This is a genomic window from Verrucomicrobiota bacterium, assembly GCA_039192515.1.
GTDB lineage: Bacteria > Verrucomicrobiota > Verrucomicrobiia > Methylacidiphilales > JBCCWR01 > JBCCWR01.
Map to the genome: position 1 here is coordinate 19293 of JBCCXA010000018.1, position 21395 is coordinate 40687.

Consider the following 21395-nt stretch of genomic DNA (forward strand, 5'->3'; position numbering starts at 1 on the left):
CTTCATTAAAATTACCTCATCAAGCATTAAAACCTAAAATTCAAAGATAAACCGCCTCCTCCATCCCACTTTTCATATTCTAAAGATGTCGTTCTATTAGAGTTCTGTCTCGTGTAGGTGAAGAAGGCTCTTACATTAGACCAGTCATTAAAGAAGTAGGTCACACTTGTTCCAGCCAAGTGAACTTGTTCCTCGAGATCTCCGTTTAACCCTGCCATAAAATCTTTCAATTCAAAATTATAGAAAGGCTGAACAAACAATTTTTCAAAGAAAACCTGAGTATAAACGATAGAAAACGTGTGTGTCATGCGATCGTTTCTATCTCGTTGACCTAGGCCGGGCAGTATTTCACCCACATCAGTAAAATGGTAAGAAGAGTGATAGCCTAAGCTGACGGCTTTATCCTCCGCTAGTGGAAATAACCTCTCCACACCCCAATGTGGTTTGTATTCGCGATAAAGCTCTTGGTAGTTGGGTTCTTCGTGCCCTACTAAACGGTTCCAATCAAAACCAGCTGTGACCACCCATAGATCATCTATGACAAATCGACATTCAGCAAAAGTCGTTTGGGAATCGAAATCCAATCGATTCAGATGATCATCACCCTGCAATAGACCATAGTTGTACCACTGGTAACGAAATCCTACCGATGGATATAAAGCCACTCCTTCAAAAATCTCATAGGGATCAGGAGCAATTGCCAGCTGCAAGGTGTTTACCCAAACAGCAGTGTCTTGATGGTTAGCATCAAACGAGTTCTTGGCTAAATTTACATTTGAGCTATAGAAATATTGAGTGTCTACATAGGCATCAAACCACTTCCTTCTGGGGATCCTGCGAACGATAAATTGGGGACCGAGGTCTTCACGCTCACTGGCAAATAACTCAGGCACATCTATCGTTTCTGGTGTAGTGGAATTAAAATAATCGCTCGATTTAATTCTTTTTTGAAGACCTTCAAGCCGTTCTATTGTTTCAAAGTCCTCAATCGCCCTCTGTTGAGCTACAACTATTGTTATAGAGGAAAGTACCAAGCCCAAACATAATATTGAAAGTCTACCTAATACTTGCATAAAACTCCTCTAAGTACCTTAAAACACTAGAAATTGTAATTAAACGATGGAATGTCAAACTAAAAAAAAACACACGATTATTTTTAACCCAGGTTACAATAATCGAAGGAAATGGTAAGAGGTTCAGGTCTCTATGATATCAAACTGTATTTAACAGGTGTGATGCCTCGGTTATTGGTATCTCAACAGTGAAGCAATAAATAATCTTTGTTGCCTTAGGGACAGAGCTCAACCGATGGTCGGCCTAAGTAGTAGCCCTGAGTGTAGTCGATACCCAAGTGCTGCAAGATGCCGAGAGTCTCTTTATCCTCTACAAACTCCGCAATACTTACGGCTCCTAATTCATGAGCAATATCATTGATTGCTCTGACGAAAACCCGACTTGTTTGGTTCTGAGACAGGTTACGAATAAAGCTTCCATCTATTTTTAAAACATCTACAGGTAAGTTTCTTAAGTGAGATAGCGAAGAAAAACCTACTCCAAAATCATCTATAGCAAATCGAAAGCCTTTCGCTCTTAGGCCATTCATCAGCGACTTTGTAACTCTTAGGTTTGAAATCATTTCGGACTCTGTAATTTCAAAAACTAGTCTCTCTGCATCAATCTTATACTGTTTGAGTAAACCCTCTATATAATTGACAATCTTGGATTCGCCTATCGATTCTCCGGAAAGATTAATGGACAATCTTAATTGAGGATTTTCAGCAAGGTGTGGGAAAGATTTACCAATAACATAATGATCAATATCTTTAAGGAGTTTAGCTCTCTTGGCCGGAGGAAAAAATTGATGAGGATAAAGCAAATCTCCATCATCACCGGGCAACCTCAATAATACCTCGTGGAAAATAACTTCTTTGCTAGAGGTGCGGCATATAGGCTGAAACCACAAAGCAAAAAGATCTTCTTTTAAGCTCTGTTGAATTTTCTTGGACCAATCCGTATCCTTTGTCCTTGAAACATTTTGAGAAATTTGCTCATCATAGATTTCCACACAATGCCGGCCATTAGACTTAGCCACGTAACAAGCCGCATCCGCCTGATTAATGAGATCCTCTGCATTGACATTCGGCTTCACTCGAGTAATACCAAGGGATGCACTAACATGCATGCATTTCCCTTCATGCTCTATATCCAAATCATCTAACATTTGGTTGATACGTTCAGAAATATCTCGGGCAAAATCTAAGTCTACATCATTGAGAATAATGACAAATTCATCTCCACCGCAGCGAAAGATTTTGTCTCTATCTCTGACTGCACCCCGTAATATTTCAGCAACCTGCACCAAAACTTTATCGCCCGAATGATGCCCCCCCATGGTGTCATTGATAATTTTGAAATTATCTAAATCAACATAGACCAGTGCAGCATTTTTACCGCACTGAGCATTCAAGATGGAGTTCTCTAGAGCAGCATTTAGGGAACTCCTATTTAGCAGTCTTGTTAAGGTATCTAGTTCCGCTTCCGTTGCTTTTTCTTGCTCGGATTGATAGCGCTCCGTGATGTCCGTGCCTGTAAAAATAAAGTTATAGTCTCTACCATAGCCCTTTTCAATTCGAGTAATCTTCCAAGATACATAACGTCTTTGGCCCTGTAGATCTGGAAGAAGAAAACTGTCAAAGCAAACAACATCTTTTGAATCAGTTACAAGTTCCCTAAGCTCGAGAGTCAGTTTTTTGATCTCTTCTCTGCTGACTTCCATAATGTCTTCCAAACTGGATCCATTTAGCTGCTCAAAGGAGCGACTAAGAATTTTTTGACATGTCCGGTTAGATTCACAGATGGAAAAATCTGCGTCCAGAATCATAATCATAGCACTAGAAGCCTCTAAAATAGCTCTGACTTTAGATACAGTGTTTTCTATTTGAACGCTCTTTTGCTCATAGGCTTTAAGCATTTGATGACGTTCCAGACTATGTAGAATAGTCCGCTTAAGACCAAAACTATCAATCTTGCCTTTCGGTAAATAATCTTGCGCACCTAGGTTGACTGCTTTCAAAGCGAGCTCTTCATCATTTAGCCCACTGAGCACAATAATTGGTATCTTTTGGTGAGTAACTGCCAGCAGCCTCTCCAATGTCTCCAAGCCCGAGCTATCCGTTATATGCAAATCCGTTAGTATGATATCTATCTGCAAGCTGTTCAAAATTGCTTTAGCACTAGATAAGGTTTCCGTTGAATGAAAATTAGCAGCTCCCCCTTTCGCGTATAAACGTCTTTTAATAAAATACGCATCGTCCTGATTGTCTTCAATAAGTAGCAAGTTTAAAGATTGGTAATTTTGCCGGTCACTTATACTTACTCCCTTTGCACGTGAGACGAGAGGACCTGAGCCGTTGCTCGAGGGCGAAGCATGCGATATTGAATGGGCCTTCATAGCGAATCATAGTGTGAATGATTTCACCTCACACCTTTTTACATCGTCATTCCCTTGATTCGCTTTAACCCGGATTATGCAGTTGAGACTTAAAGATCTAGGAAAGATCTTTGACTCTTATTGCATCATAGACCATTAGCTTCAGATGTATTGCTATTCTCATAATAAAGATTCTATAGATCTCATTCATTTTAGTCAGTATAAAATCTAAAGACAACAAGCTACTCTATTACTTACGCTTGGAGTATTTTTTTAGAAATATAACTTGCTAACTGACCTGATGAACTAAGGCTCTCTCAAGCAAATTTTTTTGATGTATCGTAATCACGAAAGAGAACAAGCAACTCTTTTGCTACAGATAGATTTTTATAAATGGATTCTTGGGTAAAGCCCGTTTGCAAAAAAGTTGAATACCCTTCCACCTGTTTTAAATCGTAATCCCTGAGATCATGAAACGCCATAGACCAATCTTCGAATTCACGCGCTTCGATCGGTTCAAAAAGGTATAAAGAAACCAAAGTATGTCTCGTATCTTTCTTGATTTTGTTCTCATACAAACTTTTTATTGTTTCCTTAGAACCTTCGAGGACCTGCATAAAAAGTTGCTCATTATAAATAAGCATGCCAGTAATCCCGCTCTGGATGTTGTTTTCTCGGCTATGATTTAAGAGGCTGAGCAAATCCTCTTTAGACATTTGGTATCTTGCTACACTGCTATATAATAATGAATGCATATTTTACTTGTGTATTTGCAGACTATGCTAACGGACTCACAGACACTATAGCAAGTCTAATATCAATACTAAGACGCATGACTTAGAGTATTATTCCAGGAAAAAGTGAATAGATATCGTTAACCTACTACTTTAGACAAGAGCACATTCTGTTTCAATTTCTTGAAAGACACGCAACACCTCATCTACGCTTTGGTAACGCTTGTCACAGTCATGCTCTAACATGCCGTCTAACCAGTAGGATACCTGTTCAGGAACCTCTCGATTGTAAGTGCGAACATTTTCATAATCGCCTTTGAGGTGCGCCCTAAGCATATCATCAACGGTTTTAAGGTTGTAGGCAGGACGACCAGCTAATAAATGATAGAAAACCTGTCCCAATGAATAGATATCACTGCGCATATCGATGGGATCACCGACTATAATTTCAGGAGACAAATAATGAATACTTGCCATCACACATTCACTGTCATCTCCATAATCATCTTGATCCCTCACTTTAGCCAACCCAAAGTCTAAAATACGAATCTCTAGGTCATTAGGGCTTCCTTCAAGGGGTCTCACCATAATATTGGAAGGCTTAATGTCATTGTGTAGGATATTATTATCGTGGGCCGCCTTGAGGCCTAAAAGCACTTCTTTGGCTAATTTCCAAAAGGTACTCAGTGACAGAGCTCCTGACTCATCCAGAATCTGCTCAAGATTTTGCCCCTCAAAGAGCTCCATGACCAGGAAGGCTCCTTGCGCATTTTGGCCACAATCATAGACCGACATAATGTTATGATGACAGATACTAGCTGTGAGCATTGCTTCAGAAAGTGCTTCATCCCAACCATTCCCTATCCCGTCTCCCATCAGTGCGGTATTGAGGATTTTAATAGCAACAGGACGCTGTAATAAGCGATCCTTCCCCTTGTAAACAGAACCAAGTCCGCCTGAACCAACCAGTTCTCCAGGTTCGTAACGTCCATTGATCGTATCCTTGAGTTCATGAACTTGTTTCGCTAACTCAATCTGATAACCCAAGGTTCTTTGAGCTGCGCGTAGCCTTGCATGTAATTCGGCCCGTAATACAGGCTTAGTTAAGTAGTCGTCTGCCCCAGAGTCCAAACCATGCACAACATCCTCTACGGAATCATTTGCACTTAACATGATGACATATACTTGGCTTCGCTCTTCTAAGGCATCTAACCTCTTACAAATTTCTAACCCACTCAAGCCAGGCATAATCCAATCTAAAAAGAGAATTCTGGGTCCCTCCATTTTGGAACAAGCCTCCCACAACGAATTACCATCGGCGAATGCGCTTACCTCATTGCCTGTAGACTTCAGTGTCGAAGCAATAACCATTCGAGTGACAGAGTCGTCTTCAGCTACAAGAATTTTCACAATTTTAAATTCGGCTCAATGTAAGGACAATTTACTGTATTATGGATTAATCCCTTTCTTTTATTACCGATAGGGTAAGTGGGTAGGTTTGTTTTTAATGACGTCTATGTTATACCGGAGGTCCGCTATCTTGTTTGTAGCTATGTGCTCTTTGCTTAGTCTAAGGGCTTCCATGCTATTTGCTGAAAGGCATGAACCCCAGCCTATTCCTCGCAAAATTCTTGTACTTTATGGAAAACCGGGAGGAGTAGATGCCGGAGGAAAAGGTTATTGGCCAGCAGATACTTGGACAGCCAGGCATCTACAAACTCCTGCTGAATATCTTGGTTACGAAGCAGAGTATTGGCACGCTTCTGATCAAGCTCCTCCTACTAAATTTGACTATAAGCAGTTTAAGGCAATCGTTATAGATCCAGATCTTGTCTTTTCAAATTCTTTGGAAGATGCTTATACCCAATGGCTTATCAGGCAAAAGAACGAGAGCCTGCAGGCCATTAAGCTGCTATTCTTTAGTAGAATTCCCTTTGTCGATCCAACGAATCGAAGCTATTTGTTTAAAGATTTAGGCATCACGAAAACCGGCAACTCCCTCACTTCATTATCAAAAGTCACAAAAGTAAATGACATAAACCAAGAGCTATTTCAATTCGAAGCCTCAGAACAGTTTCCTAAGCGGCTGCAAAAGGGGCTCTTTCATTTTCCTCTCATTCAAGCTCCGCCAACAGCTCATGTACACCTTTCCCTCATAGTCAAAAACAAGGCCTCCAATAAGGAAAGTATTTCGGACTCCGTTTTTGTAGCGCCTTGGGGCCTCATGGCACTCGATCCATGTGTCCTGATGCTAAGACCCGACTACACTTCTCTTTGGCTTATGGACCCCTTTCAACTGCTCCAAGATTGCCTTGGGCCATCTCATTTTCCTATCCCAGACACAACCACTTTCGCAGGTCTACGTATGTTTTGCAGCCATATTGATGGAGACGGGTTTAGCAATCGATCTGAAATAACCATTGGCAAATACGCCGCAGAAATTATACGTGATCGGATTTTAAAGAAATACCCTGTGCCTATATCGGTGTCGATTATCGAATCAGAAATACGAGGCATGATCCAAGGTCAGTTACCACGTGAAAAAGTGGAGTTACCAGAAGTTGCCAGATCCATTTTTCAACTCCCCAATATTCAAGTGGCCAGTCATACCTTTGCTCATCCCTATTACTGGATGGACCATGATAAGTCTAAATTATACCCAACTCGCTATGTCAACTTATCAGATCCTTACCCTGATCCCGATCCTGAAAAAAGGACAGGCATCGACTATGAGAGAGAAATCATTGGGTCAATCAATTACATCAATACTCAACTGGCTCCAGCGGATAAGAAATGCGAGATCCTCCTATGGTCTGGAAACTGTCGCCCAGGCCCACATGCTTTAAGTGTTATCCATTCTTTAGAACTGGCGCAAATGAATGGTGGAGACACCATTATATCCAGACGCCATCCTACGATTACGACCATAGCTCCACGCACAATGCAGTGGAACAATGAAATCCAAGTCTACACTCCCATTCAAAATGAGATGCTCTTTACCAACGGCTTCAAAGGCCCTTTTTATGGTGGGTTTGTAAATGTTCTGCAAACCTTTGAACTTACAGAGTTTCCAAGGCGCATCAAACCCGTCTGCATTTACTATCACTTCTTTTGTGGTGACAAACAGGAATCCGTTGTAGCACTAGAAAAACTCTATGACTGGGTCTGCAACGAACAACACCATAATCTGCATTCAGTCACCTCGGCTCAATACGCCCATCTTGCCACCGATGCTCGTAGGACCGCCATCCATCAATTAGGAAAGAATCACTTTCATATAAAAAATAAAGGGCGACTTCGAACCTTTCGCTTGCCTAATAACCTCTGGCCGGATCTCCATCTCAGCAAAGGAATCCTTGGTTTTAACGAAGTCAGGGATCAAATTTATATTTTTACAGATGACTCTGGGGATGTAGAACTCGTGCTCTCTCCATCACCTACCCTCCACCCCTATTTAATATCTTCAACAGGTTCTATTAATTTTAGTAATTTTAGTGAACATAATATCTCTTTCTCAACCAAAGATTTTCGTCCAGTAAAAGTTATATTTGGCGGTTTTAGGCCGAATATAACTTTGGGTATACGCGCGAATCAACGGGAGAGTACTGTCTCAACTGATGATCTGGGAAAAATAGAGTTAGATCTCGATTCAGAAGCTGATGTGATGATTTTCTTGAGTAGCGAAAATGAGTAATGAGATACAACACGATCATGAGCAGGAAGGTGGACGTCAGACATCTGTAGAACCTTTTATTTCCACCATTTCCGCAGCGAAAGACAAGAAAGCTATTCCCTACACCATAACTCTTCCACTGCTAGGAAGCGTGATTTTGTTCATTTCGCTATTGATCCCTAGCCAAGAGGAAATTATAGAAAGAATGTTAATGGATGAGGAATTTGACCGCCTCAAAGAAGTCATCGCTTCTATTCCTGAACAAACCAGACCCTCCAATTCCTTAATTTTCACTATTGCGGAACTTAGGATCGACCGCCGAGATGCTCAAAGCACGAACGACTCAAAACACCTAGCAGATAGTAGCTCGAAAAAGCTTTTAGAAAGAAATCTCAGAGCCTACCAGCAATTCGAATACCCTGAAGACTTCGCTATCGAATTAGGACAAACTCTTGGAGCAACCCCTTCGCTTAAAATATGTTCAAATTACTTTCCAAATATCTCACAAACCCTATCAAAGCAAGATTTCGCCATCTTTTCAGAAAATCTCAAAGAGCAATCTCAAGCATTAGGTAATCCAGTACCAAGGATTTTTCTCAAACGCCACCAAATAGAAGAAGGAGACCGCTCGACTAAAAACCTCAAAGAGCTTATTGGATTGTGGCGATCTCAGAACAAACCAGAAGAAGCGCTTGCAGATATTAATACTTTTCTCGACCGTGTTAGGCCTTATGAAGAGCACCTAGCCGAGCTGGGTTCTATTTATCACGAAAAACTCAAACTCTTGCGCGAAGTCAACCTATCAGGCCAAGCCTTTGAATTGCTGGCAAAGCACAGAGACCATTTTGAGCACCAACTAGGGATTAAAGAAACCTTTGATTTACTGGAAATAGTTGGCTTGCAGGCTGGAAGAGCCAAAGAGCTCCTACCTATCTACCTAGCTTGGACTCAACGCTTTCCTAAAGATCAAGCAACACTCCGAAAATATGCTGAGTTATCACTGGCCCTAGGCGAGGAAGAACAAGCTCTTTATGTATATCAGCGCCTTGTACAATTTGATTCTTCCAATCCAGTACACCGGCTCCAGCTTGCCCAAATTTTAGAGTGGAATGATCAGCCAAGCAAAGCATTTCATCACTATCGTATATTAGCACTCCAAGGAAATGAGCTTGCTTTAGACCGAATGATTGCCCTCAATCCAGGGCTCTTCCGTGACATGGACCTGATTGAGGCCATAGAGTACCAACTCGGGAAATCTCAGCTTAAAAACTCAGAGCAGCGCCAACCTCAACTAACCCTGACGCTTGCTAACCTGCTTGTCCAACAAGGTGCTTATCAAAAGGCTCAAGCAAGATACTTGGAATACCTTAACTCATCTGCACTCATCTCCAACACAGACCGGACCCATGTCCTTGTGCAAATTGCCGCTTTAGAAACCGAAATGAACCATTTTCCTGAGGCTATCGCCATATATCATAAGGTTCTCGGCGACAACCCAGATCATCATCTGGCCACTTTCCGCCTCGCTCAAATGGAAGTCCTTTTGGGCGATTACGAAAACGCCACGGCTCGCCTACGATTGCTATCTGAAAAGACAAAACACTCCGAAGTTATTAAGCAATATCTCACAATCTCAAAGTCACTCGGATATATCGATGATATCATCAGGGCAAATGAGCTTCTCTTAGCTGTTTCTTCAGCAGACGAACTAGATGCTGAAAACTATCAAACCCTGGCTTACTACTATCAACTTAGTGACCAGAGCGATGCAGCTCTACATACTATCAATCTTGCACAGCAAAAATACCCTAATGACCATGAACTGAAGTTGAATCTTGCACAAATGTTCTATGACCAAGGAGAGTTTGAGCAGTCCCTTGCTACCCTAGAACCAACCTTATCGGAAAACCCGTCTACCAAAGCACAAATTCTTTATCTCTACTTGTTATTGGCCACGGAACAGGACAGCAAAGCTTATAGTTATATCAAGGAATCTGATCCGACCTTCCTGGAGCAACAAGAACTAGCACCCACTCTTGCTTACATTTATCTGCGAGCCGGAAATCTACAAAAAGCACGGGAGCTTTACTTGATTCTCTATGAAAAGGATCCTACAAAAATCGAAATAGCAGAAAGCTTAGCGTACATTTATGATAAAATGTACGATCGTCAGGCAGCTGTTGATCTCATCAAAAGCTTTGATTTTGGGAATAACCCTCGGTTCCTAAGACTAGCAGCCCAGCTTTATTCTAAACTTAATTTTCACAAAAAAGCATTGCTCCACATGGAACAATACTGTCGTGTTGAAAGTAAACTTGACAGTGACTCTTGGAGATTGTTAGCCGAGCTTTTAGAGCAGTCTGGAAATAGCCAAAAAGCTAAACAGGCCTATGAAAGAGCTCTTTCGGAAACAGTAAAAGATCTAAAAAAATCTGATTCTCTTACAGATCATCATAATAGATTAAATCCAAAAAGTATGATTTAGATTTTTCCCAATGTGTCCAAAAATCATATAGTCTATTTTCAATTTTTTTTGACAAATCAAGAGCATCTTTTTGGAACCTACTGTCAAAAAATAATTAAAAGTAAAAAAATATTAATACCATTATTAGCATTTTACTTTTGGACTCTCCTACCTCTTTTCGCTGAGTTTGAGCCCTTTTCTCAAAGGGATTCGTTAAACCCTCCCTATGCGACCGAAGAGGAGTTACTAGAGAAATTCCCCACCCTGGATCAAGTTTCTCAAAGGGAGATCACCTATCTCTATGCCAAACTGAATAAAACGAGACTGGCAAACCATTTAGGAGAGGAAATTCTAAGAAAACACCCACTTGATCGAGACACTCTCATTGTGCTTGTCTCTATGTATCAAGCAAATCAAGACGGTCCCATGACGGAAAAATATGCTCGTAAGCTCTTGGAAATAGAAAAAGAGGACCCGGAGGGACTCTACTATCTGGGCTTCGCCATGCTATTGCAGCGCCACTATGCGGAAGCAGAAAAGATCTATCTCAAAATGCAAGCTAAGTACAAGAATCCTGCCGATTTTCCTCATAAAGCAGACCTCGCTCGTGCTTCTCATCGAGCTGGCAGCTGGCAAAATGCCATCTCCGTCTACCGCAAGATGCTTTTAGATCCTTCGGTTCAAGGAGAACTGCGTCATGACGCACGCATTGCTTTAGAAGAGCTTTATGTCAGACACCTGCCCCATCTTAGAGCTCGAGCAGAGTACTTCTCTCTAACTCAAGGGAAAATCTTGCGAGAAGAAGTGACTTATAAACAACATGTTACTCTCAACCATCGTATGTCTATCGATATCCGGCGAGATGACATTTGGCAGGATGGGGATACATTAGTTCAAACAAGAGATGAAGGTCGAACCCAAGCACTTGCCGGAGTTGAAATTCGTCACCACCCTCAATTTTTTAGCACCTATAAGTTAGGTGGCGGCGAAAGTGCCACAGGAAGCAATAATCAGCACTCACGACTCATTGCTAGTTTCGAATTACGTCACCTCCTGGAACCTGAAAGAGAAAAGTATGTTTATCTTGGATTTCATTATAATGACCGGGCAACCGACAGCATCAATCTCGAGCTCCTAGATGGTCGCCAAAATCAAATAGCACTGGGAACTTTATATCAGATAAACCGAGACACCGTTGCTCGTGCAGAGCTTAACCTCAGGCAACTCACTTTAGGCGATGGGTTTGAAGAAAAACTTTACGGAGAATCTGTCGGCTTTGAATGGGCAATAGATCGCTCCATCTTTAATGAGCCGGTTCAAGTGATTTTGACCTACTCTGGTGAGTATATGGCACTGGCAAGAAGCACAAGTGATTTTACCCTTGTCGATCCCATTTTTAAAGATAATGCAGATCTTTCTCTGAGACAGGATGTTCTTGATGGCTTGGTTGACTCCGAAATCCACCGACATCAATTCACCACCACAATGATCAGTGATATTACCAATCAGTGGAGCTTTGAAGTATCTTCGAATGTTGGTTACTCCTTACCTGCCGATGAAAACCCTTTTTATGGTTTCCGTTCAGCCACCACCTACTATTTCACCAAAAGCATTTCTCTTCGACTTGAAGCAGGTTATTCCAGCGATGCCTCTAGCAGTAATGCGGGCGCAGAATCGCAAGATGTTGCTCTAGAGCTTAATGCCTTTTTTTAGAGTTTCTTAAAACGGATGATGTCAAAGAAGTTGAGCGAGATGTTTCCTAGATCTTTGAATCTTTATAGTATCCATCTAGTTTTATCATGCAGAGCAACTTTCTGAGCAAATGAATCTCACTTCTTTTTGTTTCTATTAAAAAAAAAACATTTCCGGCCTATATCTATAAGAGAATGCTATCACGTCCGATTATCGCAGTTGTATGTCCCATGATCTTGGTTAGCTGTGCTTCTACCATTGAAACAGCCCAGAACCAACAGGTCTATTTAAACAACCAACCCCTGTTGCTCATCCCTTTTACCAATGCGACTCACGATGAAAATGCGGGAATTGCCATTACTGAGTTATTACATAGCCAGCTAAGAAAATATGGCATCTCGGTTCAACGTCTCGAACAACCGAATGACCAACAACAGTTTCTCGCTATTACTCAAAAGACCGAGTCCGAGTATCTGAAAATTGCCCAAGAGATGAAGATTCCCTACCTTCTTTTAGGCACTGTGATTGAATATCGCTACAAAGTGGATTTAGATGCGGATCCTGCTGTAGCCATCACAGTTCATATTCTAGATAGTCAAACAGGCCAAACCGTATGGAATGGCACAGCAAATAATACAGGCGTAGGATTTAGTTCTCTAGGTTCCGTCTCTCAGGAGCTTATTCGAGACTTTACTGAGCGAATGCCTATTGAATAAAGTCATTGGCCAGCACATTTCAAAGCTGACTTTTTTTAAAAAATCGATCCGTCTCCATTTGAAATAAGTAGAATCTATCATACTTTTTAGTAGTTCTATTGAATTCAATAGCGTTAACTTTGTTGGAATGGGGAAACCAACTTCGCGGCATTTGCAAAACACATTGAACACAAACTAGATTAAGGAGATAAATCAAATGATAAAAAAAACGATTCATAAATTATTACCTGGGCTTTCTGGCCTTATACTTACAAGCACATTAATAGCTGGAGAAAATTCTAATCTATCAGCTCACAGTGGAACGCTTCCAAGTGGACCTGAAATTACAGAAGCCGATATTAGCGCAGCACAAGATATGTGGGGCAGTGCCGTTGTCAAAATAGGAGCCTCGGGTGATAAAGCTACTGAAGTTGCCAAAGAAGCAGCCAAAGCTGCTTATGCTTTCGAACTTGGACCTATTCAATTCAAACCTACTTTAGCTTCAGAGCAACCATTTCGCCCTGATCTTGAAGGAACGCTATCATATTTTGTATCAGGTAATGAAAAATATGAGGAAGACAAAGGTTTCGCTCTCAAGCCTTGGACAAACGTTCGTTTTGATAACCATAATGTCAAAATTTTCGGGAACAAAGCAATAGCTATGGGACATTATTACTTTACTGACTCTAACGGCAAGGAAACCAAAGTTGAGTATACCAAAGGTTATGTAAAAACTGATGATGGAAGAGTTCTTATCTTTTTACAAGATTCCTCACTACCATACGCTAACAGCTAATAAGTTCCGTAGATCTCGCACTTGTTAACTAAGTAAAATCAAGCATTTCATAAAGTTACTCGGATCATCCGATGTGTTGATCCGAGTTTTCTTAACCTTTATGGTTTGTGAATGTCCTAGACTCTAGGATTTTCGTCTCAAGTAACATAGAGTTTTCTAAAGAAGTTTCACCTTTTCACGTATCTTCATTGATTCTCTTTTTCTGGTGATTAAAGCTTGTGCGTATCTCTTTCAAACTCTGTAACATCATCTAGTTTCAATGACCTAAAAGTCCTCATATTTTGGCAAAAAAGAACTGAATCCATTCGATAATTGCTCATGATACTTGTCGCGCAGAGTGGAGGTTAATTTGTTTCTCAGGCTAGTCACACGACCTTTCCTTTGCCACTCTGCTACTGGCATGATGCCGATTAAACTGTTAGAAACAAAAACCTCATCAGCTTGCTCAAGATCTTCTAGAAACCAAGCTCCTATTTCTACTTTTTGATCAGATTTTTCGATAACCCAGCGGCGCGTTACGCCTGCACGACAACCACAACTAATATCAGGTGTATAGGTAACACCATCTTTAACCCAAAAGATATTGCCCATAGAAGCTGAGGCAATCTCATGGCGTTCATTTAAGAGAATGCATTCATCTGTTTCAACTGACTCACGAGCCTGTACATGTAAAAGGTAGCTCATTGTCTTATAAAGTGCATCCCATGCCGTACTGTTCACATAGAAGGGACTAAGACTTAGAGTATAAAATTCTTTGGCTTTATTGGCTGAAAAAGTCCATAAGTCCCATGATTTCTCTCGGGTAGCAAACCATCTCCAAATGCCATTTTCCATGCCCGGTTTTAAATGAAACTTAGAAATGTCTACGGCTTGTATACCTAACGCCTCACAAGCACGCGTGAGTGATTCAAGATGCCAATCCTTCAAGATAGCCTTACCATCTTGAACTTTAATTGTTTCAAAGATGCCTCTTCCGAAACGTACTCCCTCATTCCAAGGATCTAAAGTCATTTTAAAGCCTCAAGATAATCGTATTGATGGGAAAGCCTATAACTCTCGTATGCTTCAAGTAACGCTTGGGCTTTGTGCTCAGTTTCCTCGTACTCTTTATCGCCTATGGAGTCTGAGGTAATACCACTTCCTACTCCAAATGATAATTGTGCATTTTGATACTCAAAACTACGAATCGCAATGTTGAAATGGCTATCTCCATTAAAGCCAAAGTAACCGAGGCACCCTGTGTATGTGCCGCGCGAGGAGGTCTCTAGCTCACGAATAATCTCCATGGCTCTCTTTTTGGGCGCTCCGGTAATTGAACCTCCGGGAAAACAGGACTGTAAAACATCTACATGCGAGAGCTCAGGACGTATGGTTCCTTCTATGGTAGAATACAAATGAAAGACATGAGAAAAGGCTTCTCTCGCGACAAGATCCCTTACTCTTATAGAGCCATACTCACACACTTTACCCAGATCATTTCGCTCTAAATCCGTGATCATAACAAGCTCAGCAATTTCTTTTTCATTATGCATCAGATCAAATGCATTCTGCTTATCCCTTGTCTCATCCCTATCACGAGGGCGAGTCCCCTTAATCGGTTGTGTCATGATTTGCTTGCCATGCATTTGTAAAAAACATTCTGGCGAAGCACTGATAACAGAACGCTTTTGTCCAATAAATAGGCTCGACCTTGGGGCTTCTGTTAAGGCCCAAAGATGCTTAAATAACTCCCACTCATCTAAATGTGGTTCCATAATATGATAATGACGGGCCAAATTAACCTGATAAATGTTTCCATCTGCAATGTGTTTCTGAGCGAGTTCTACCTTATTACAGTAATCCTTTTCCGTCATGCTTTGTTGCCATAATTCACTACTCGATTGCTCAATGACAACCTCTTCTGGCAAAAGTTTATCTGCAGAAATAACTTCAATCTCAGAACAGACGGCAAATTCAAAATGGCCTTCATAATCGACTCTACCAAAAACCGCTCCATGAGGATCCTGACCATCTGGAAGCACTTCACGGTAATTTTCGATCACCTTGTTGATGCAATGCATTTCCTCTAGCGAACCAGAAATCCATTCTACCGGATTTTTAAAAACATAAAAACACTGCTCTTGAACACGAGTGGCTGGCGCTGGGAAGAGTCCGACGGAATCTTTAACATTCATAGTTGATTAAAAGGGGCTAACCACTTTTTTAATATACTTTGGGTAACTTCAGGTCCTATGCATGCTACAAAAGTTTTACCAGGCTGAAATAAATCTTGCGCAACACCTCTTACAGCCTCAGCAGTCACAGAATTCACCTCATCTATAACCTCATGGGGATCAAGAATTTCTTCTCGACCTATAATGCTCTCTCCCATCCACATCATTTGATTAGATGTGCTCTCTAACCCTAACTTAAGCTGCCCAATGATATAGTCCTTAGCACGCTTTAATTCTGCGGAAGAAACCCTTGTGTTTTTGATCTTTGAGAGCTCTTTTGCGATGACCTTAAAAGCTTTTTCTATATTCACCGCCTCTAGTCCTGCTTGGATATAAAAGGCTCCCGTATCATGAAAATGGCTAGCAGAAGTATGAACCGAATAGGCTAATCCATGTTTCTCACGAACAGTTTGAAATAGCCTAGAACTCATATTCCCTCCTAAAATAATACTCAATACGCGTTCAGCAAACCGCCGAGGATCCGTTCTTTTATAACCGCGCATCCCCATGGAAACATTCATTTGCTGAATCTCTTTAGGCTCAGCTAGACATTGCACTGTTTTATATGATCTCAATTTGAGTTTGAAAGAATCAGCCCTGTTACCCTGCCGCTCAATGTTCGTGTGTTTTTGAAGCAATTTCTGTAATCTGTGCTCCTCAAAGCAACCGGACACCGTCACGACTAGATTTTGAGGGATATAATGATTTTTCCAAAATTTTACCAAGGCTTGTTTGGTGAAATTTTCAACTGTCTGAACTGAGCCAGCAATCGGTCTGGAAAGGGAGTTACCCTTCCAGAGCAAGCTATTTAGCAGCTCACCTACATGCACATGCGGCTGATCCTCATACATCCGGATCTCCTCTTGAATAACACCTCTTTCACGCTCAACTTCTTCCTTAATAAAAGTTGAATGCCAAAGCATATCGAACAATACATCAAGGGCCATTTCCAAATGATCACTACCAAGCCGAGCAAAATAACAAGTCATCTCCTCAGAAGTAAAAGCGTTTAAGTCCCCGCCAACACTTTCTACCGACTGGCTAATATCTAAAGCATTTCTTTTTCGAGTCCCCTTAAAAAGCATATGCTCGATAAAATGCGCTGCCCCATTCAATATCTCTGGCTCGTGCCTTGATCCAACTCGAAACCATAAACCCACTGATGCACTCTCAACACCAGGCATAGCACAAAGACCTAGCGTAGATTGCCCGAGTTGATGCATCGAATAAATTGCCATAAAGTCCCCAACCTAGAACTCGGGCATGCGCTTGTCAAATAGGAGAATGCGTTACCCATTATTTTACTTCTGATAATTTCTGCGAATTCCACTGGACAGCATGCGCTACATTTAACATGATTTCCAACTCCATGCCGCTGCAATCTCGTATCCAATGGGAATTAAAAGAAGGTGATTTCCTTGCGCCTTACGCTCAACTCAGCTCCATGAGTAGAGGTCGCTCACACCCAGAATCTATTCATGTCTTCCGCAGTGAATACCAGCGCGACCGTGACCGTATTTTGCATAGCACAGCTTTCCGAAGACTCGAATACAAAACACAGGTGGTTCTCAATGGGACGGGTGATCACTTTCGGACAAGACTGACACATACTATTGAAGTCGCGGCGATTGCTCGCACTACGGCACGTTCCCTGGCTCTTAATGAAGACCTTGCTGAAGCAATCGCCCTAGCACACGACTTGGGCCATGCACCCTTTGGTCACCCTGGGGAACACACTTTGAATTCTTTAATGAAAGAGTTTGGAGGCTTCGAACACAACCAACAAAGCTTAAGAGTAGTTGAAGAACTCGAGATGAAGTATCCTGAATTCAATGGGCTGAATCTATCTTGGGAGCTGCTCGACGGGCTCAATAAAAAACATCATAAACGAAAAGAAACCGACCTCCAACCTTCGTTAGAGGCACAAGTTGCAGACATGGCTGATGAAATAGCTTACTGTTGCCACGATCTTGATGACGCTCTAGAGAATGATCTCATCACCAGTAAAGACTTAAGTGATATTGAATTGTGGAAGGAACTTTATGACCGCTTATCTCTTGAATACTCTCGCTTAGATGAAATACGCAAACGCCGCTACCTTATTCGCTGTTTGATCGATTTCCTCGTCGAAGATCTCTGTAAATCTTCTTCGGATAATATCCGAAAAGCTAATCCTAAATCTGCAGACCAAGCCAAAGATCAGAATAAGCGCCTCATCTCATTCTCACTCAAAACACGTGCAAAAATTCAAAACCTACGTGACTTTCTTTTACAGCGTTTCTACTACCACCCATCAGTTCACTCGGTAAACCAGCGAGCTTGTCAGATCCTACAGTCTCTTTTTGAACTCTACCATAAACACCCTCATTTGATTGGTGATAAATATGCACTCCGAATTAAGAAAGAGGGCATCTCCCGTATTGCTTGCGATTATATTGCTGGAATGACCGACGGATACGCTCTCAAAATTTACGGCAAACACATTGGGACAGATGACCTTCTTAAGGAATTAATGCCGATTCGAGATGATTCCCGAGCTTATTTAAAGTAGCTTCCTCTTATAACAGACGGCTAGTGTCCTAGTAGATTGGAAATGAAACATAGAGAACTCATTATCTTAATAGTCTTCTCTATTTTAACTTTTGCTTATTTTTCCTTTGATTACTTGGGAAGACTTACTGCTGATCCTTTCCGGCCAGTCATAAGAGGGTCTGACCAGTCTTTTTACTACTTCTGGCTTCGGTCACCTTTAGTGGGAGGTGATTTTGATTTTTCTGATGATCTCATCGAATGTAACACTCTGCCCATGGAAATAAGAGACTTTTTCCTACAACAAGAAAAAACTGATCTCGGATTAGTTGCTAATAAATACGGCATAGGCTGGGCAATCAGTAGCCTTCCCTGGTATCTCCTTGCTGATTTATATGTTGTCATGAATCAGGAGCCTGGCATCGATTACGAGCGCGATGGATTTTCGCCTCCTTATCAGTTTACCATTTTCATTGGTCAATATCTTTATGCTTTCTTGGGCTTAATAGCCTCATATCTCTTAGCACGATCTTGGTTCTCAAGGGCAGCTTCTTTGTTTGGAGTATTTGGCATCTGGATCATTTCATTTCTTCCCTATTACCAGATTATAGATGTCTCTATGTCCCATAACCTAGTTTTTAGCTGTCTAGCTGGATCATGGCTATTAACTCGGAAAATAGAATTAGGCCAAAGTGGTTATATGATATGGGTAGCTCTTGGAGTACTGACTGGTCTCGCTGTATTAGCACGATACCAGGCGGTTATCATGCTGATTTACCCTTTTGGAATTGCTTTAAAGGAGTTGCTTACATTTGAAAGAAAGAAATTATTAGGCATCAGCTTGTGTGTTCTATCTGGCCTCATCTTGATTATTCTGCAAATGTTAGCATGGCTAGCTGTTTATGGTAAACCTATCCTTTATACCTATACAAATGAAGGGTTTGATTTTCTAGAACCGGAGATACTCAACATTCTTTTTTCACCATTACACGGCCTTTTTTATTGGCACCCTGGTTTACTGTTTGGGCTCATTTTTTGTCTATTCATGTTATACAAGATGCGCCATGCAGCATTTATAATGATGGTCGCATCGCTATTGATTACAGTCTATATTAACGCATCTTGGTATTGTTGGTGGTTTGGTGCATCTTTTGGGTCAAGGGCTTTTGAAGGCGCTCTAATCGTTATGATGTTAGGGCTAGCTTGGGGATTTGAGCAGCTTAAACAAAATAAGTATGCTAAATATTGCTTGGAACTGGTCGTTCTGTGCTTAGGCTTCTGGAATGTTGGGCTCATGTTCTTTGTAAGGAAAGGTGTTCTTCCCTTGGAAGAGCCGGTAAGCTGGATAGAGATGCTGGATTTATTTCTTAGCCATTTAACAACCGAATTTTAGTGATGAATGACTCAGCACAATTTCCTCAAGAGCAAAATGAGGATGGTTCATTTAATAGACAAAAAGATGCCTTTACCCAGTGGGTGAAAGCGGATGGTTCTTCTGCTTTTACACCAGACTCAAACCGTTACCATTTGTATGTATCCTATGCATGTCCATGGGCGCATCGTATCATTATTGCAAGAGCACTGCTCGGTCTAAATAAAGCGATTGGAATGACCGTTGTAGACCCTATCCGCAATGACCATGATGGATGGGCTTTTCGTCACGGTGAAGGCTACAGTGAGGATTCTATCAATGGGTTTAAATTACTCAAAGAAGCATACCTGGCGACAGATCCATATTATAATCAGCGGATTACAGTACCTGTACTATGGGACAAAAAGACGAATCAAATCGTTAGTAATAATGATGATGATTTATTACGCATGTTACCCATGGAATTTAAGGCCCTAGCTGAGACACCTTTAAATCTTTATCCTAAGAATCTAAAGGATGAAATCGATAGTTGGAACGAAGAAATTTATCAAAAGGTTAATAATGGAGTCTATCGTTCTGGTTTCGCTACAACACAGGAAGCTTATGAGCAAGCAGTTTACCCTCTTTTTGAAACTCTAGATAAACTTGATATCAAGTTAGTAGACAGAACGTACTTATTCGGTTCAGAAATGACCGAAACCGATATTCGCCTTTTTGTCACGCTCATCCGGTTCGATGCTGTTTATGTTGGACACTTTAAATGTAACTTAAAAAGAATGGTTGATTACCCTAACCTCTTCCTCTTCACCAAAAACATGGCCAACCATCCCAAGATTGCTCCGACTATTAATATGGATCATATCAAGCGCCATTATTATTATACTCACGACGATATTAATCCCACTAAAATTGTTCCGGCAGGGCCAGACTTAACTGATTACTTTACAGATTGATCATCTAGCTCAAAGTAATCCCTCAATGCATCACCAAGATAATTAAGTGCAAAAAGGGTAATAGCCATGAATAAGGCAGGTCCCATCATAACCCACCAGTAAGATCGAATTGGATTGATCACAGACGCTCCATCGGCAAGTAAGGTTCCCCAGCTCGATTGAGGAGGCTGAATACCTAGTCCTAAAAAGCTCAAAAAGGACTCTTCCAGAATAACCGCGGGCACCGTTAAAGTTAGATACACTATGATAACACCACGAAGATTTGGTAGTAGATGTTTGCCAACAATTTTCCAAGGCCTTTGCCCCAAACTCTGAGCTGCTTGAATAAATTCACGACTTCGCAAGCTTAATACCTGACCTCTCACTATCCTAGCCATTGTTAACCACTCCACCATACCTAAAGAGATAAACATCAACACGAGTCTTGTATATGGAACAGCCTCAGACCAAGCTGATGCATGTAAGAGATCTTTTACCTGACTATCAAAAACAGCTATGACAACAATAACCAAAACAATTCGAGGTAATGCATAAAGAACATCTACTAGACGCATCATCCAGCTGTCCACCTTACCTCCAATATAGCCACTGATAATCCCATAACTCACTCCCACAATTAAACTAATCGAAGTCCCGACAATACCCACTAGCAGAGAAATTCGAGCACCGAATAAGACCCTAGTGAAAAGATCTCGTCCATGTAAATCAGTACCAAACCAATGCTTTGCACTAGGAGCTCCAAATTGTATCTCAGATGTCTCTTCGTAACCATAGGGACTTATGACTGGTCCAATCACAGCCATCACAGCAACTATTCCCAATAAAATGCAAGCCATGGTCATCA

At 41.2% G+C, this 21395-nt stretch carries 16 protein-coding genes; 8 read left to right on the forward strand and 8 right to left on the reverse strand.

What is annotated here, in order from left to right; all coding sequences use genetic code 11:
- Window positions 1-26 precede the first annotated feature (26 nt).
- From AAGA18_09370 to AAGA18_09385, 4 genes are all read right to left on the reverse strand, one after another.
- Window positions 27-1073 (reverse strand): hypothetical protein, encoded by a 1047-nt coding sequence (locus tag AAGA18_09370; GenBank protein ID MEM9445549.1) that lies wholly within the window; start codon window positions 1071-1073, stop codon window positions 27-29.
- Between the two features lie 215 nt (window positions 1074-1288).
- Window positions 1289-3451 (reverse strand): EAL domain-containing protein, encoded by a 2163-nt coding sequence (locus AAGA18_09375; GenBank protein MEM9445550.1) that lies wholly within the window; start codon window positions 3449-3451, stop codon window positions 1289-1291.
- Between the two features lie 296 nt (window positions 3452-3747).
- Window positions 3748-4185, reverse strand: coding sequence for a BLUF domain-containing protein (locus AAGA18_09380; GenBank protein ID MEM9445551.1), 438 nt, complete (start codon window positions 4183-4185; stop codon window positions 3748-3750).
- Window positions 4186-4317: 132 nt separating this feature from the next.
- On the reverse strand, window positions 4318-5574 hold the full coding sequence (locus AAGA18_09385; GenBank protein MEM9445552.1) for a protein kinase: 1257 nt from the start codon (window positions 5572-5574) through the stop codon (window positions 4318-4320).
- A gap of 97 nt (window positions 5575-5671) precedes the next feature.
- On the opposite strand from AAGA18_09385, the gene AAGA18_09390 reads away from it, so the two are divergent.
- The 5 genes from AAGA18_09390 to AAGA18_09410 all read left to right on the forward strand — a co-directional run bounded on the left by AAGA18_09390 (window position 5672) and on the right by AAGA18_09410 (window position 13484).
- Window positions 5672-7858, forward strand: coding sequence for a hypothetical protein (locus AAGA18_09390; GenBank protein ID MEM9445553.1), 2187 nt, complete (start codon window positions 5672-5674; stop codon window positions 7856-7858).
- On the forward strand, window positions 7851-10322 hold the full coding sequence (locus AAGA18_09395; protein MEM9445554.1) for a tetratricopeptide repeat protein: 2472 nt from the start codon (window positions 7851-7853) through the stop codon (window positions 10320-10322). Before AAGA18_09390 ends, AAGA18_09395 begins: the two co-directional genes overlap by 8 nt.
- A gap of 48 nt (window positions 10323-10370) precedes the next feature.
- On the forward strand, window positions 10371-12014 hold the full coding sequence (locus AAGA18_09400; protein ID MEM9445555.1) for a hypothetical protein: 1644 nt from the start codon (window positions 10371-10373) through the stop codon (window positions 12012-12014).
- 173 nt (window positions 12015-12187) lie between these two features.
- Complete coding sequence (locus AAGA18_09405; protein ID MEM9445556.1) at window positions 12188-12709, forward strand: hypothetical protein; 522 nt, start codon at window positions 12188-12190, stop codon at window positions 12707-12709.
- Window positions 12710-12905: 196 nt separating this feature from the next.
- Entirely contained in the window at window positions 12906-13484 is a 579-nt protein-coding gene (locus AAGA18_09410; GenBank protein ID MEM9445557.1) for a hypothetical protein, read from the forward strand.
- A 264-nt stretch (window positions 13485-13748) separates the two neighbouring features.
- Here AAGA18_09410 and AAGA18_09415 read toward each other — a convergent pair whose 3' ends face one another.
- From AAGA18_09415 to AAGA18_09425, 3 genes are read right to left on the reverse strand one after another with little or no spacing between them, the layout of a single operon-like run.
- On the reverse strand, window positions 13749-14495 hold the full coding sequence (locus AAGA18_09415; protein ID MEM9445558.1) for an aminotransferase class IV: 747 nt from the start codon (window positions 14493-14495) through the stop codon (window positions 13749-13751).
- A complete protein-coding gene (locus tag AAGA18_09420) occupies window positions 14492-15658 on the reverse strand; it encodes an anthranilate synthase component I family protein (GenBank protein ID MEM9445559.1) in 1167 nt (388 codons plus the stop codon). Before AAGA18_09420 ends, AAGA18_09415 begins: the two co-directional genes overlap by 4 nt.
- Window positions 15655-16935: a pitrilysin family protein gene (locus tag AAGA18_09425; protein MEM9445560.1), complete on the reverse strand. Its 1281-nt coding sequence runs from the start codon at window positions 16933-16935 to the stop codon at window positions 15655-15657. Before AAGA18_09425 ends, AAGA18_09420 begins: the two co-directional genes overlap by 4 nt.
- 116 nt (window positions 16936-17051) lie before the next feature.
- On the opposite strand from AAGA18_09425, the gene AAGA18_09430 reads away from it, so the two are divergent.
- The 3 genes from AAGA18_09430 to AAGA18_09440 are packed head-to-tail and all read left to right on the forward strand — an operon-like array spanning window position 17052 to window position 20551.
- Window positions 17052-18248 (forward strand): deoxyguanosinetriphosphate triphosphohydrolase, encoded by a 1197-nt coding sequence (locus AAGA18_09430; protein ID MEM9445561.1) that lies wholly within the window; start codon window positions 17052-17054, stop codon window positions 18246-18248.
- Between the two features lie 42 nt (window positions 18249-18290).
- Window positions 18291-19619: a hypothetical protein gene (locus AAGA18_09435; protein MEM9445562.1), complete on the forward strand. Its 1329-nt coding sequence runs from the start codon at window positions 18291-18293 to the stop codon at window positions 19617-19619.
- A gap of 2 nt (window positions 19620-19621) precedes the next feature.
- Entirely contained in the window at window positions 19622-20551 is a 930-nt protein-coding gene (locus AAGA18_09440; protein MEM9445563.1) for a glutathione S-transferase C-terminal domain-containing protein, read from the forward strand.
- Here AAGA18_09440 and AAGA18_09445 read toward each other — a convergent pair.
- Window positions 20536-21387: an ABC transporter permease gene (locus AAGA18_09445; GenBank protein MEM9445564.1), complete on the reverse strand. Its 852-nt coding sequence runs from the start codon at window positions 21385-21387 to the stop codon at window positions 20536-20538. The two genes, AAGA18_09440 and AAGA18_09445, sit on opposite strands and share 16 nt — an antisense overlap.
- Between the last annotated feature and the right edge of the window lie 8 nt (window positions 21388-21395).

Excerpts from the sequence above, each read along its gene's own strand:
- AAGA18_09435 (MEM9445562.1), top strand. The coding sequence starts at position 18,291 with ATGAAACATAGAGAACTCATTATCTTAATAGTCTTCTCTATTTTAACT.
- AAGA18_09380 (MEM9445551.1), bottom strand. The coding sequence starts at position 4,185 with ATGCATTCATTATTATATAGCAGTGTAGCAAGATACCAAATGTCTAAA.
- AAGA18_09405 (MEM9445556.1), top strand. The coding sequence starts at position 12,188 with ATGCTATCACGTCCGATTATCGCAGTTGTATGTCCCATGATCTTGGTT.
- AAGA18_09410 (MEM9445557.1), top strand. The coding sequence starts at position 12,906 with ATGATAAAAAAAACGATTCATAAATTATTACCTGGGCTTTCTGGCCTT.
- AAGA18_09445 (MEM9445564.1), bottom strand. The coding sequence starts at position 21,387 with ATGGCTTGCATTTTATTGGGAATAGTTGCTGTGATGGCTGTGATTGGA.
- AAGA18_09430 (MEM9445561.1), top strand. The coding sequence starts at position 17,052 with ATGATTTCCAACTCCATGCCGCTGCAATCTCGTATCCAATGGGAATTA.
- AAGA18_09440 (MEM9445563.1), top strand. The coding sequence starts at position 19,622 with ATGAATGACTCAGCACAATTTCCTCAAGAGCAAAATGAGGATGGTTCA.
- AAGA18_09390 (MEM9445553.1), top strand. The coding sequence starts at position 5,672 with ATGACGTCTATGTTATACCGGAGGTCCGCTATCTTGTTTGTAGCTATG.
- AAGA18_09420 (MEM9445559.1), bottom strand. The coding sequence starts at position 15,658 with ATGAATGTTAAAGATTCCGTCGGACTCTTCCCAGCGCCAGCCACTCGT.
- AAGA18_09395 (MEM9445554.1), top strand. The coding sequence starts at position 7,851 with ATGAGTAATGAGATACAACACGATCATGAGCAGGAAGGTGGACGTCAG.
- AAGA18_09375 (MEM9445550.1), bottom strand. The coding sequence starts at position 3,451 with ATGAAGGCCCATTCAATATCGCATGCTTCGCCCTCGAGCAACGGCTCA.
- AAGA18_09425 (MEM9445560.1), bottom strand. The coding sequence starts at position 16,935 with ATGGCAATTTATTCGATGCATCAACTCGGGCAATCTACGCTAGGTCTT.
- AAGA18_09370 (MEM9445549.1), bottom strand. The coding sequence starts at position 1,073 with ATGCAAGTATTAGGTAGACTTTCAATATTATGTTTGGGCTTGGTACTT.
- AAGA18_09415 (MEM9445558.1), bottom strand. The coding sequence starts at position 14,495 with ATGACTTTAGATCCTTGGAATGAGGGAGTACGTTTCGGAAGAGGCATC.